The sequence below is a fragment of the Peribacillus simplex genome, assembly GCF_001578185.1.
Classification (GTDB): domain Bacteria; phylum Bacillota; class Bacilli; order Bacillales; family DSM-1321; genus Peribacillus; species Peribacillus simplex_A.
In genome coordinates this window covers 4,286,037-4,299,715 of sequence record NZ_CP011008.1, presented here as the reverse complement: position 1 = coordinate 4,299,715, position 13,679 = coordinate 4,286,037, and the positions used below count along the sequence as shown (strand labels likewise).

11 protein-coding genes and 1 pseudogene are annotated in these 13,679 nt (G+C 34.0%); all 12 read left to right on the top strand.

What is annotated here, in order from left to right:
• Positions 1 to 43 precede the first annotated feature (43 nt).
• Positions 44 to 478 carry an SMI1/KNR4 family protein gene (locus tag UP17_RS20080; RefSeq protein ID WP_061464712.1) on the top strand — a complete coding sequence of 145 codons (435 nt, stop codon included), beginning with the start codon at positions 44 to 46 and terminating at the stop codon, positions 476 to 478.
• A gap of 214 nt (positions 479 to 692) precedes the next feature.
• Positions 693 to 1,202, top strand: coding sequence for an ankyrin repeat domain-containing protein (locus UP17_RS20075; protein WP_061464710.1), 510 nt, complete (start codon positions 693 to 695; stop codon positions 1,200 to 1,202).
• A gap of 234 nt (positions 1,203 to 1,436) precedes the next feature.
• Entirely contained in the window at positions 1,437 to 1,874 is a 438-nt protein-coding gene (locus UP17_RS20070) for an SMI1/KNR4 family protein (protein WP_061466193.1), read from the top strand.
• Positions 1,875 to 2,098: 224 nt separating this feature from the next.
• Positions 2,099 to 2,152 (top strand): annotated as a pseudogene (locus UP17_RS29600) (hypothetical protein); the annotation flags it as partial.
• Between the two features lie 11 nt (positions 2,153 to 2,163).
• The gene (locus UP17_RS20065; RefSeq protein ID WP_061464708.1) at positions 2,164 to 2,493 is read left to right on the top strand and encodes an SMI1/KNR4 family protein; all 330 of its coding nucleotides are present in this window, start codon (positions 2,164 to 2,166) and stop codon (positions 2,491 to 2,493) included.
• Positions 2,494 to 2,840: 347 nt separating this feature from the next.
• Entirely contained in the window at positions 2,841 to 3,290 is a 450-nt protein-coding gene (locus UP17_RS20060; protein ID WP_061464706.1) for an SMI1/KNR4 family protein, read from the top strand.
• Positions 3,291 to 3,432: 142 nt separating this feature from the next.
• Positions 3,433 to 3,987, top strand: a complete 555-nt coding sequence (locus tag UP17_RS20055; RefSeq protein WP_061464704.1) for a hypothetical protein — start codon at positions 3,433 to 3,435, stop codon at positions 3,985 to 3,987.
• Between the two features lie 719 nt (positions 3,988 to 4,706).
• The gene (locus UP17_RS20050) at positions 4,707 to 6,521 is read left to right on the top strand and encodes a DNA cytosine methyltransferase (RefSeq protein ID WP_061464702.1); all 1,815 of its coding nucleotides are present in this window, start codon (positions 4,707 to 4,709) and stop codon (positions 6,519 to 6,521) included.
• A 115-nt stretch (positions 6,522 to 6,636) separates the two neighbouring features.
• Positions 6,637 to 8,109 (top strand): ATP-binding protein, encoded by a 1,473-nt coding sequence (locus UP17_RS20045; protein ID WP_061464700.1) that lies wholly within the window; start codon positions 6,637 to 6,639, stop codon positions 8,107 to 8,109.
• Positions 8,096 to 10,750: a Z1 domain-containing protein gene (locus tag UP17_RS20040; RefSeq protein WP_061464697.1), complete on the top strand. Its 2,655-nt coding sequence runs from the start codon at positions 8,096 to 8,098 to the stop codon at positions 10,748 to 10,750. The genes UP17_RS20045 and UP17_RS20040 overlap by 14 nt, the downstream gene beginning before the upstream one ends.
• 12 nt (positions 10,751 to 10,762) lie before the next feature.
• Positions 10,763 to 11,794: a PD-(D/E)XK motif protein gene (locus tag UP17_RS20035; protein ID WP_061464695.1), complete on the top strand. Its 1,032-nt coding sequence runs from the start codon at positions 10,763 to 10,765 to the stop codon at positions 11,792 to 11,794.
• Between the two features lies 1 nt (position 11,795).
• Positions 11,796 to 13,616, top strand: a complete 1,821-nt coding sequence (locus UP17_RS20030) for an AIPR family protein (RefSeq protein WP_061464692.1) — start codon at positions 11,796 to 11,798, stop codon at positions 13,614 to 13,616.
• The last annotated feature ends 63 nt before the right edge of the window (positions 13,617 to 13,679 follow it).

The following is a 13,679-nucleotide window of genomic DNA, read 5'->3' as shown; positions in this document are numbered from 1 at the left end:
CTTGTCCGTGCGATACGAAACTAAGGATTAGTAGGTGATTTTGGTGATATATTCAGCTTTAAAGGAATTTATTAAGCAGTATGGCGAAGGTGATGATTTTACAGGTGGAGTAAGTGAAGACAAAGTAAAAGAAACTGAACAAAAATTACAAGTCTCATTACCGGAAAGTTACAAGTGGTTTTTAAGAAATTATGGTTATGGTGGACTTTTTGGTGTGGAGATTATTGGATATGGTTTTACGGGTCCAGCAGTAGTAGATGCTACCAAAGATCATCAAAAGTATTATGATTTAATAGATGGACTGGTGGTTATAGAGGATATTGATGAATTTGCCTACTGCCTCGATACTAATAAAATGAAAAATGGAGAATGTCCAGTAATAATGTGGGATAATCATGAAGGCTATGGTCGAACGCTTGCCGATAATTTTTTAGACTATTTCATTGAACGCCTTGAATGGGCAAAAGAAGATTGGTAATAAAGTAAGAAATGTTTTTATATAAGAAGAAGTGGATAGAGCCTTTCGAAAATCAAAGGGACTATCCATTTTTGGTTTATTTAGATTTATTTGGGCACCCAACATAGTATTGATGCTTTGGGGAAGGTTGTGAATTGATTAATGTCTGTTGAAGCTTTTGACGATTTAGGAGACATAGCTAGTACAAGATAGTTGAAATACAGGAGGTAATGTTATGGGTGAAAAAAGTCTAAATAAAACTATAAGAAATGCTATTAAGCTTGGTGATATTAATGAAGTAAAGCGTTTAATAGGCGATAATCCAGAATCTTTACATTTAATGACACCATTTGGTACGTGGTTACATGTTGCAGCAAAGAAAGGATATTTTGAAATAGTAAAATATCTGATTCATAAAGGAATTGATGTCAATACAAAAGGTGATATATTTGATGCTTCTCCTTTAAGAGTGGCAGCAGGAGCGGGGCATTTGGAGATAGTTAAGTATTTAATAGAGAGAGGCGCAGAATTAGATGTGACCTTAGCAAAAAGAAATCCATTATTTGGAGCGATTTATGGTGGGCATAAAGAAGTAGTAGAGTTTCTAGTTGAAAAAGGAATAGATATTTCAATTAGATATACGGGAGAGAGTATTAAGAATATGGATGCATATGAATATGCTAGAGAATTTGGGCAAACAGAAATTGCTGAATATTTAAAGCAGAAGATGGATGAAAAAGAATAGAAAAGAAACTAATTATTTAATTGTCATGATATATAAAGGGTGTCATACTGCTACTATAAAAAACAGATAAACTTAGATTATATTAAATGTAGAGACAACAACAGGATTGAAAATTCATAAAGCGCAAATGGAACAATTAATATACATCCTGCCAAATTTCCTGATGAACATCAGGCAGGCATTATGGTAAAGGATCTCCATCAATAAAAATTGTTTCCAAGGAGGTAATTGATGGTGGCTAAATTTGATTATATTAAAAATAGTAATCATAAGTTTTTTCCATTAAAAGAAAAAGACCTTATTAAAGCGGAGGAAAGACTCGGATTTAAATTTCCCCCTGAACTAAGGAGGTTTTACTTAGAAGTTGGTTATGGTTTTTTAAAAGGCAATAATGAGAATTCAATAAATAGATTAATGGATCCTGATACTATTGCAGATATTATTCTAAGGGAAGGTATCTTTGAGTATGACCCTGACTTAGAGGGGATATATGAAGAAGCAGACAAACTTGTTTTTTATGAAGTAAACGAGGGTGTATATTTAACACTTGATTTAAATGATACTCAAAGGACCTCTGTACACTTCTTTGAGACTAATATTGCTGATTCATTAGATGATTTTATAAAAAAAATTGATGAAGACAATGAATACTTTTTTGATATGATGGAGTAATAAAAACTTATCCTTGATTGGATATCTGCCATTCAAGGATTTTTATGATTTATTGAGTTTTTAAGACGTGTTTATCAGAAAAATAATATCAATTGGCGTTATACTTCAAACCATCCAAAAGCCAAGAGGCTTTCGAATAGAGAACTTGCGGCAAAAGGTCGCCCACCGTAGGTAATTGAAAAAATGGTGATAGCTTTAGAAATGATGAAGTCCTAGATAAACAATTCAACAACTTCAGAAAGAAGTACTGGAAATGGCGTTCTAATAATCTAGAGTGAGGTGATTAATCATGAATAATGAACTATTAGAATTGATAAATCAATATATGGAAAAAGGAGACTTTATTGGAGAAGTTTCTGATGATGACATAGCGAGGACAGAAAAAATACTGGAAGTAAATTTCCCACCAGAATATAAAGAATTTGTTAAAAAGTTTGGTTCCGGAGGGATTTGTGGAGTTGATGTACTTGGTGTTGAAGGAGCAGACTACGCCTCTGTAGTTGAAAGTACAAAGCGTTATAGAAAGTTAGGTTTACCAAAAAAATATATTGTTATAGAGAATGTTGATGAGTTTGTTTACTGCTTAAGCACTTTAGATGAATATAATGTTGTTAGTTAGAGGGAATAAACCAAAAACTAACGAACAAGTTTAACTTAAATTTATTGTGATATATTTTAAAAAACAAGATGAAAGCACTTGGTTCCCTTTTAGGCAACGGGTGCTTTTTGCTTCTTTTTAGCATGAAATATTATAAAAACGTTTATATTTGTATTCATAGCCCATTACGTTAGTAACATTATGGAATTTTGTTTTAATACTTGTATAGGGCGTATGGAAAAGACACCGTTAGGGCTACAAACTTCTGGTAGCCACAACAATCTACGAAGGCAAAAGAATTAGTCTCAAATCCTAATCTATTGCCTTACAATCTTAACAACCAACTATGTTGGCAGGGGGAGTACTGAATGAATAAAGAGGAATTAACAAATTTTATTAATGAACATAAGGAAGCAGATGACTTTACAGGTGGAGTAGATGAAAGACAAATCAGTGTTGTCCAAAGTGAGTTAAGGGTGGAATTACCAGAAAGTTATAAGTGGTTTCTAACTACCTATGGTTCTGGTGGGTCATTTGGTGTTGATATTTTAGGAGTGGCTAAGTCAAATAGAGCTCCAATTATTGTTAACACGAAGAGATATAGAGAGTTAGGATTGGATAAGGATTTAGTAGTTATTGAAGATGCTGGAGAATATGTTTATTGTTTATATACAAGCAAAATGGAGAATAATGAATGCCCAGTAATAGCGTGGAATAGACAAGGGGGACTTGATGACTACAATACAGCAAATAACTTTTATGAGTTTTTATCACAAAGGTTATTGGATGCAAAAGAAGCATGGGAAGAAGATTTTTAAAATTGATAACAAGAAGCAAAATATAAAAGGGATCTCGTTATCCAATGGGATAAGTTTTATATGAAACTTAATTGGGAAGATAAAATGTATTGGGGAACGTTGGTAGTTTGCCTGAAATGTGCATAAAAGGATGTGGTTATAAATGAATAATGATAAACCTCTTAAATCAGAAACTCCAATATTAGGAACAGACCATACTATTTTAGATTTCTGGCAATGGGGATTTTCAAAAATTTTAACAAACAACCTAAGGGGAATTTTTGCCGAGTTTTTAATCGGAACTGCTCTTGGCTGTTTAAATCAATTACGAGTTGAATGGGATGCATATGATTTAGTTTATAAAGGCATGAAAATTGAGGTCAAATCTTCTGCGTATATCCAAGCATGGCATAAGGAAAAATATTCAAACATTAGTTTTAGTATTGGGGCAAAAAAAGAATATGATTATACAACAAATAAATATAATCCGACCGTAAAACGGAATGCTGATATATATGTATTTTGTTTACTAAAAGAAAAAAATCATGAAATAATTGAACCATTAAATATGAAACAATGGGATTTTTACGTTACATTAACTAAAGACTTAGATATATATTTTCCTAATCAAAAAACAATATCTTTAAATTCACTAAAAAAAATAGCTCACCTAAGTACATATGAAGAATTAAAACAGATAATAGATAGTCTATTGTAGGGATTATTTATTTAAAGTGAAACGTAGCTTAAGACTTTATTACGTCTTTTAAAAATAATAGAATGAAATATATAATTAATAGTTTTATATCTATTTTTTACTGTTTGGATTTGTTTTTTAGCAGTCGAGATAATTCTTTAATAGACATAATAATTTAAAAAATATGGTTAATCACATAATTTCATCATAGGGTATTCATTAGATTTTTAAATTTACGACGAGGGCCCTATGAGTCAAACATTTACCCATTCTAGAGACGGTGCAGAAGCTATCATTGGGAAAAAATCTCGTTTCAGGCGGGATTATATTGTATCTACCTAATCCTCTAAAAATAAAGAGCATGATTTTAATGGAATCATGCTTAAAGGCCTCTTTTATATTAATTTTCAAGTCTTCATTTATAAGAAGTTTTTTTCTTCTACTTCACATCGTATATTATAAAGGATGCCTCTTCTGAAACTAAAAAATTACTATACGGATCAGAAATTGGGTTTTATACTATGTATCGTTGAGATTCACCCTGAATTTTTTCTGCTTATTAGGAATGATTTTTCATAACCTTTACGAATCATTTGAAAAAGTTATTATGATAATATACAGTTATTTTAATAAAAACGACCTTATATTTTACCATTAGCTTTTATATAAAGAAAAAGGTTATAATTAAAATTAGAGAACTATTGTTCGTGTATTGGTTAAAATTAGGAGTTGGACAATTAATGAGCAATTCAGATGTCAAATATAAGATTATTGATTTATTTGCTGGTGCAGGAGGACTAAGTAACGGATTTCTTCAGACTGGGAAATTTGATATATTGGGAGCTGTGGAAATAAATGCAGCAGCGGTTAAAACTTATATTAAGAATCATGGTCATGACGAAAAAATAATTATAAGGACGAAGAATACTGGCGAGAGTGATATCACTAATATAAATTTCGAAGACTTTAAAGAAGAAAAAGGAATTCATGATGAGAATCAAATAATAGTTATAGGCGGTCCGCCATGTCAAGGTTTCTCAAATGCAAACAGACAAAAGAATTATTTGATATCAGGTAATAATCAATTAGTTAAAGAATATGTCCGGGCAATATTGCAGGTGAATCCTGTGGCTTTTCTTATGGAAAATGTAAAAACCATGGATTCAGCAAAACATAAGTTTTTTATAACCAAATCAGACGGTGTTTACTTATCTAAATACTATTTAGGTTCAGAAGAACATATGAAAGACCTGCTTGATAAAGCTGGGGATGATATTGCCCCTTTTTGGACCGAAGAAAGCATTACTTTAATTGAAACTGATAATGCTGAGATGAAAAAAATCTTGTATAATTTCTTGCAGAATGAAAACATCAAGGTCATGCCTTTCCTATCTCAGGGATTTCAGTTAAGGCTGAAGGGGATTATCAGAAGTTTTCATAAAAATGGAAATGCAGAATTAATTAAAAATGATAAAGAAAAAAAGGAATTTTCAAGTTTAAAAACTCATATACAAAACTATAAAAATAATGAAGAACACTTTAGGGGAATGCTTTTAATTGGGGCCGAGGGATTATTCAGCAGAGTTGAAGATATACTGCACAAATTGCTAGATGGGATTCCCTTAAGTGAAAAAGATATGAATAACCTGGACTCTTTTTTATTGCTCAATAAGTGGCTGTTAATTTTTAAAGAGCTTAATGATGAGAGAATAGATTTTACCATTAGTTATTCGGGAGATATGGGCAAAGAGGATGATGCCTTTAAAATAGAAGCTTTGGTTAAAACCTATAATATTGTGGTTTATTTAAAATATATTTTTAAATCATTAGGATACCAAATAGATGCAGGTGTATTAACCGCATCTAATTATGGTGTGCCTCAGAAAAGAAATAGGTTTATGATACTTGGAGTGAAAAATTCTAGTATGAAAACTAAAGAAGTTAAATTGCCAGAAGGCTATAGGACAAAGTTTTCCACTAGAGATGCTATTTTGGATTTAGAAACAATCCCGCCAGCTAAAGAGGTGTCTTCACAGCCGATTGTTTATGATGTGTCATTGGGGAAAACACTTCTTCAAAAATATTACAGAAAAAATGCCGGCAACAATTTATTGAACCATATTAATACAAGCAGTAAAGATTTGAGTTTGAAAAGATTTCAAAAAATCAAAGATGGAAACGGGAAAAACTTCCATAGCTTGAGCGATGAATTAAAAGAGTCTTATGCAGATGCATCAAGAACACAAAATACTGTATATTTAAGATTAAATTATGAAGAACCTTCTCCTACGGTAGTAAATGTAAGGAAATCCATGTGGAATCATCCTAAAAATGCAGTGGCTATCAGTATAAGAGAGGCAGCTAGATTACAGTCCTTCCGGGATGATTTTGAATTTATAGGTACAAAAGATCAACAATACCAACAAGTTGGCAATGCCGTTCCGCCCCTAATGGCCAGAGCAGTAGCTGAGAAAATACTGGAGGTTTTAGGGGATAAACCTGTAGTGTCTCTTGAAGAAGAACTAGAATTATTAGAATCTCTAAGTATAAAGTAAAGTAAGGCAGCTCCTGAAATATGGAGCTGTCTTTTAATATATGGATATTGATTTTTTGGAAAGTATTTTTGGTATAATTATTGTAAGAATATAATAGAAGCGGAGTTTTATAGAAATGAATGTCATACTTACGCAGCCATCTGCAACACCGGTTATCCAAGCTCTAAGGTCTATCGGTTACAATGCCCGAACGGCTATATCAGATTTGATAGATAACAGCCTTGATGCAGGTGCAACAAAAATACATCTGAATTTTGAATACGAAACTGGAATTATAAAAATTAAAGATAACGGTTCTGGAATGGACGATGAAATGCTGCAGATAGCAATGAATATAGGTTCAAAAGATCCTCGAAAGAAGAGAGCTAATAATGAGCTTGGCCGGTTCGGAATGGGTTTGAAAACGGCTTCTTTCTCTCTAGGGAAGCGCTTAAGTGTTTATACAAAAAAAGATGGGAAGTATTACGAAAGGTGCTGGGATTTAGATCATGTTTCTGGATGTAATGAATGGCAGCTGTTTACACAAATACCAAAAGAGGTAAAAGAACAACTAGGTGAAATAGAAGGAGAGAGCGGCACAATTGTTTGTATTGATAAACTGGATCGGTTTATGGGATATGGGAAATTCAAGATTATTCAGGAAAACAGTTATTACAATAAAATATCAAAAATCAATAAACATCTTGAATTTGTTTTTCATTCAATCTTAGAAAAAAATCATGTTCAGATGTTCATCAATAATATGGAGATTTACCCTTGGAATCCCTTTTTGACTACAAACCCATTTACCATAGAAGGAGAAATGCAGCTATTAAAAATAAATGAACATCGGATTAAGGTCCAATATTTTATTCTCCCGCATGCTTCTCATTTAAGCGAACCAGAATATAAAGAGGCTGGAGGATATAGGGGTTGGCGTGATCATCAAGGTTTGTATATTTATCGTGAAAACAGGCTGTTATATTTTGGTGACTGGATGGGGATGTTTCCTAAAGATGCAGCATCACAGCTTGCGAGAGTTCGTATTGATCTCCCGAATGAGGCAGATTCCGATTGGCAGGTCGATATTAAGAAATCAGGCATTAATCTGCCTGATGAAGCCATGAAAAGACTTACAGCTATCTCAGGTATTGCAAGAAAAACTTCGAGGGATATATATTACTTTAGAAATCAAGGCAGCCAGCAGAGACAAGCTTTTAAAGGCAGTTTAAATACATGGGAACAATCTGGTCTGGACAAAGGACCTCAATTCTTACTGAACAGAAATCATCCTATCTTATCAGAACTCCTGAAGAACTTGGATGATAAAAATATAAAACTTTTAAATTTATATCTAAAATTTGTTCAACTGGGGTCTCCAAGCAACATCATCGATTCTCCAAAAGTGGAAGAAGAGTCAGTTCAAGAGGTGTCTGATGCAGATAAGTCCCTGATTGTTCAGTTTGCAAAAACATTATTAGAAATAAAAGCAGCATCCAATACCGATGATTTATTAAATGCTCTTCTTACCCAGCCCGCTTTTGACGGTGTAAACCGAACTACTATGAGAAAAATATTAATGGAGGCATGCATAATTGAATCAGACTAATAGCAAGACTCTATTTACACAAACATTTAATGCAAATTATTTTATATTTAAAAATATATTCTCTAGTCAGGAAGATGCTGCAGAAAAGTCGCTTGAAATTGCAAAGCAGGCTGTAGCAGGAAAATATGGTTTTATTGATCAAGAGACTTTTGAGAAATGGTCTCTTGAAATTTATAAAGAATATAAAATCGGCATGAATGTTTCAAAGAATTATGTGATGAGGACCGATAAAAATGAAAACTGGTTTAACCCGCAGTGTGTTGCCGGTTCATTTTACTGGACGAGATATAGAAATTATTTGAGCGATATTAAGAATTGGCCTGCGGAATCAATCGAAGCAATTGATGATACAACGAATGAAGTCTTAAAGTCCATAGGTGACCCATCATCTTCTGCACCGTTTGATAAAAGAGGCCTGGTCCTAGGGTATGTTCAATCCGGAAAAACCGCTAATTTTACAGGACTGATAAATAAAGCCTTTGATGTAGGTTACAAGTTAATTATTGTGCTAGCAGGCATACACAATGACCTTAGAGCCCAAACACAATTGAGGTTAAATCATGAAGTAATTGGCAGGGTTGATGGTAAAGGCAATCCGATTGGGGTTTCTCAAATATATCCAAATGATCAAAATCACATCATTTCATCATGGACAACAGTGGAAAAGGATATCAGTACAGATTTTAGCGGAATGAGTAATTTAAATTCGCCAACCCTTATGGCTGTTAAAAAGAATAAAACCGTGCTGGAATCTTTACGGGATCAATTAATACATCATATAAAACTATATAACTTAGATATTCCAGTTTTAATTGTAGATGATGAGGCTGATCAAGCTTCTGTTGATACTTCTAATCCAGATAAAAGTGAAGACCCTAAAACCATTAACAGTTTAATTAGACAGATATTAGAGATATTTGAGAGAAAAGCTTATGCTGGCTATACAGCTACTCCATTTGCAAATCTCCTTATAAATAAGGACGGGGAAACGCAGAGTGAAGGATACGATCTTTATCCAAAAGATTTTTTAGTCGGGCTTCCCAAGCCAAAGGGATATTGCGGCCCTGAGGAGTTTTTTAATGTAGAGGAAAATCCCGAAGATCCCCGTCCAAGTTTAATCCGGACGTTGGAACAGGAAGATATTGAAGTTTTCACCCCTATTAAGAAGAAAAGTGATGCAGATAAATTTGAAGAAGTGCCACCTCAGATGAGAGAAGCCATTTTGTCATTCATGCTTTCGATTACGATCCGAAATTTGAGAGGCCAGCGGGAGCAGCATAATTCCATGCTGATTCATACTTCTAGGTTTAAAGACGTACAGACAAGTGTGAAAGATGGAATTATCAGTACTTATAACATTATAGCGAAACAGCTTCAATATAATCCTAAGAGCAATATTATTGATGAATTTCGTACACTGTATGAAGAGGATATACTCCCAACCAGCATTGCTTGGCCAGAGGAAACACCAGTGTTCAGCTGGGACGTGATTTATGAAGAATTGAGGCTTGTATCTAAAAAGGTTCAGGTTTTTGAAATTAACGGAAACAGCAAGGATGCGCTTGATTACAACCAATATAAAGAAAAAGGATTGTATGTTATAGCTGTAGGAGGAGACAAGCTTTCCCGGGGATTGACTTTGGAAGGGTTAACGGTTACTTATTATTTCAGGAACACTTTGATGTACGATACTTTAATGCAGATGGGCAGGTGGTTTGGATTCCGTAAAGGCTACATGGATTTATGCCGGATCTATACGACTGGTGAAATATCATCCAATTTTGAGCACCTTGCGATAGCCATGATTGAACTGAGGCAGGAATTCGACCGCCTGGCCGAACTCAAGCAAACCCCTGCTCAATATGCAGTTAAAATGCTGAGCCATCCTACCATGACATTAACAAATCCATTAAAAATGAGGAATGCTGAATTAACCAATATAGATTACAGCGCTACCTTACAACAGACCAGATTGTTCGACAGGGATGAAGAATTTTATAGAAATAATATGAATGCTACCATAAAGCTGACAGAAAAAGTTGATTTTGTCTGGAACAATAAAACTAAGAGGAAAAACAGTTATCTTATTTCGAAAGCTGTTGATGTCGAAATTATCAAAGAATACTTGATTTCATATAAAACAAGTGCAAGAGCTGACAAAGTTGATTCGAAAAAAATTGTTGATTATATTGATAGGGTAAATAAAGACAGAGAACTTTTAGAATGGAGCGTGGTTATTTTAGAAGGAGACGTAGCTGACCGGACAGAAAAAGGGCATTTACCTGTGAAAATAGGAAGATACACTATCAACAGGGCTGTAGTCCGCGGAAATAAGGTTAAAGCATTGCCTTCTTCGGAAAAGACTCTTGATATTAGAGCGATTGTGACTCCCAGTCAGGAATATCTTGATATCCCGCCATCTGAAATAAAAGGAATTAAAGACAGACAGCTTAAGCGGGAAAAAAGAGGGAAAGAAAAAGGGCTCTTACTGATTTATCCCCTAAATCCGAATGTCGATGTTTTTAGAAGCATTAATGTACCTTTTTCTGAAGTACTTGTACCTATAGGAATAGGAATTTCATTTCCGGGGTCGGATTTAGAAATAAAAGGAAATTACGAAATAAATAATACTATCGTATAAAAGGAGAATATAGTGATTAACCTATCCGACGAGTTTAATCAAATGATACAAGAATTGACTGATCAAAGTGAGGCCGAATATTATAAACTGCGTGTTTTAACTACTGATTCTCCTGTAGTATTTGCAGGTATAGATTCCGGAAAACTAACTAGACAAATATTTTTAGATTTGGGTATCAAATCCATTGATGAAAAACTTGTTAATAGTCTGCCCAGATGGAGAGGCATGACTATTCGAATCCAAAAATATGCAAAACTTTTTATGCTAAAGGATCATTATTTTTTAATTTTTTCACAAGAGGATGAATCTGGATCTGATATATTTATTAATGTGATGCAAGATATGATTGAAACCTTGACAGTTAAAGCTTCTAAACATGATCAAACGATATACAGTTCCGTGTATCAAGTATTGGATAAGTGGAAGAATTTCTTTCTTAGAGGAGGCTATCGTCTTTTATCAGATGAGGAACAGAGAGGATTGTTTGGGGAACTATGGTTTATTAATGAATGGCTGGACGAATTCCCGCATTCACCCCCATTGATAATTGAACAATGGGATGGTCCTACAAAAGGAAGGATTGATTTTAGAAAGGCTTCTTATGGACTGGAAATTAAAACGGTTACAGACAAGCTTTCGAAGACTATAAAAATTTCAAATGAAAATCAGCTGAAATTAAGTGCGGCCATTTCATCCATATACTTATATGTTTGTTATTTAGAGAAAAGTAAGACGCACGGAATTTCACTGCAAGATCTTACAAAAGAGGTAAGGGGAAAAATTGCCTATAGATCAGAGCGGATTGCCCGAGAATTTTGTGACCTTCTTTTGAGTATAGGGTATAAGGAAGAAGAATATGCTGATACTTATTATTTTGTTGAAAAAATTGAAATTTATGAAGCAAGCCAAAACTTTCCACGGATTTTAAAAGAAGATTTGCCCAAGGGTATATCTAATGTGAGTTATAGTATAGATTTGACTCATTGCACGGAGTTTGAGAGGGAGAAAGAAGTAATATATCAGCAGTTCAGATTGGAAGGGTAATATGAAAGAGGACAAACAAAGAATTGAATTTTTTAAAGATTTTCTAGAAGATATAGAGAGTCCAGATAAGGCGACCGCTAGCATTCAAGGGACATTTCTTGAGAAAATGCTTAATTTCATGGAGAGGCCAGAAGAGCCGGAAGTGCTCATTCCGCCGTATATTAACTCTTCGAAAAAAATTGCCATTAATGCCTATTCGTATGATAAAGAGAGTCTTACACTTGATTTATATGTTGTTGACTATGATTTTGATCAAAATGCTGAAGAGATCCTCACCATTAATAAGGCAGAAATTACAGAGATAGGAACAAAGGCAAAGAGGTTTATCACAAATATAAAAAGTATTCAATCTTCGAGAGACCATTCTCTCCAAGATTATGAACTTGTGAAAATAGTTGCAGAAAACCATAAGGATTTGGAAGAGGTCAATATCTTTATTATTACTAATAGGTACTACCTGGCTAATAAACCAGTAGATATTACAATACCTGGTATTCAGAATGTAAATACAGAGGTTTGGGATATTGATCGTGTCCATCAGCTCATTACATCGGAGCAAGGTATTCAGAATGATCATATTGATTTCGAGGAAGATTTTAATAATACATTTGATATGATGTTTGTTCCTGAACCGAATAATGACGCAACAAGTAATTTTGATTGTTACATTGGCTATATCCCTGCGGAATTGCTGGCTAGAGCATATGATGTATGGGGGCCGAAGCTCGTTGAACGTAATGTAAGGTCTTTCCTCCAAGTAAGAGGAGGAACAAATAAAGGGATTCGTAATACTTTAAAAGATTCTTCTCAAAAAAAAATGTTTGTAGCTTATAATAATGGTATTTCAACAATAGCTCGTTCTGGAGATATTGAAAGAATTAAAGACGGGATTAATCTATACAGGATTAAAGGTTTGACAGGATGGCAGATAGTAAATGGCGGCCAAACGACCGCTTCTATACATCAGGCTTATAAAGAAGAAGTTGATTTAAGCGATGTTTATGTACAGGCTAAATTAACAATTTTGAAAGTGGACGAAGGTATTACTAAAGACAAACATTCTTTAGAAGACGAGATGGTGTCTAGAATATCAGAATATGCCAATACTCAAAATAAAATTAATAAATCTGATTTGCTGGCTAATACCCGCTTTATGTCCGATCTGGAAAAATTCTCCCGAAGCACGTGGATGCCTGCTTTAAAAGGAAGAAAACCAGAAAGTAAATGGTATTTTGAACGGGCTAGGGGTCAATATATGGTGGATATTAATAGAAGGAAACGAGGAAAAGAACAGAACGATTTTAAGAAATTATATCCGAAAGATAAGGTAATTACAAAAGTCGAAATTGCTAAGTATTTTATGTCTTGGGAAGGATTTCCCCATGTGTCCAGTAAAGGGGGAGAGGAAGCCTTTAAAAAATTTATGGAATTCAATAAGAACTTTTGGAAGTCCGACGTAAGCACTCCGGAAAATCTTTCTTTACCTGTATATCAAAAAATCATTGCACGTACCATCATCAATAATAGAGTGAAAGAAATAGTTGAGGAAATGAAGTTAAAAGGATATAAAGCAAATGTAGTTTACTACACGGTTGCCATGCTGCATCATTTATATGGGAAAGAAATAAACTTAATCAAAGTTTGGGAAGAGCAATCCCTTTCAGATAAATGGGAAGAAGTAGTACGTATTATTGCTTCAAAAACTCTTTTCTTCTTGAGAGAATCTGCAGGAGAGAGAAACGTAACGCAATGGGCAAAACAAGAAGCCTGCTGGGTCCAATATAAAGAAACTGATGCTAAAGAATTAAAAGGATTAATTTAGGTTACCCCCCTCCGCCTATGGCAGGAGGGTTTTGTTTTATAAGACATAAGTTAACTATTTTTA

What these genes read in the sequence shown, in the direction of transcription:
- UP17_RS20045 (WP_061464700.1), top strand. Translation starts at nt 6,637, where the DNA reads ATGAATGTCATACTTACGCAGCCATCTGCAACACCGGTTATCCAAGCT.
- UP17_RS20055 (WP_061464704.1), top strand. Translation starts at nt 3,433, where the DNA reads ATGAATAATGATAAACCTCTTAAATCAGAAACTCCAATATTAGGAACA.
- UP17_RS20060 (WP_061464706.1), top strand. Translation starts at nt 2,841, where the DNA reads ATGAATAAAGAGGAATTAACAAATTTTATTAATGAACATAAGGAAGCA.
- UP17_RS20075 (WP_061464710.1), top strand. Translation starts at nt 693, where the DNA reads ATGGGTGAAAAAAGTCTAAATAAAACTATAAGAAATGCTATTAAGCTT.
- UP17_RS20050 (WP_061464702.1), top strand. Translation starts at nt 4,707, where the DNA reads ATGAGCAATTCAGATGTCAAATATAAGATTATTGATTTATTTGCTGGT.
- UP17_RS20030 (WP_061464692.1), top strand. Translation starts at nt 11,796, where the DNA reads ATGAAAGAGGACAAACAAAGAATTGAATTTTTTAAAGATTTTCTAGAA.
- UP17_RS20065 (WP_061464708.1), top strand. Translation starts at nt 2,164, where the DNA reads ATGAATAATGAACTATTAGAATTGATAAATCAATATATGGAAAAAGGA.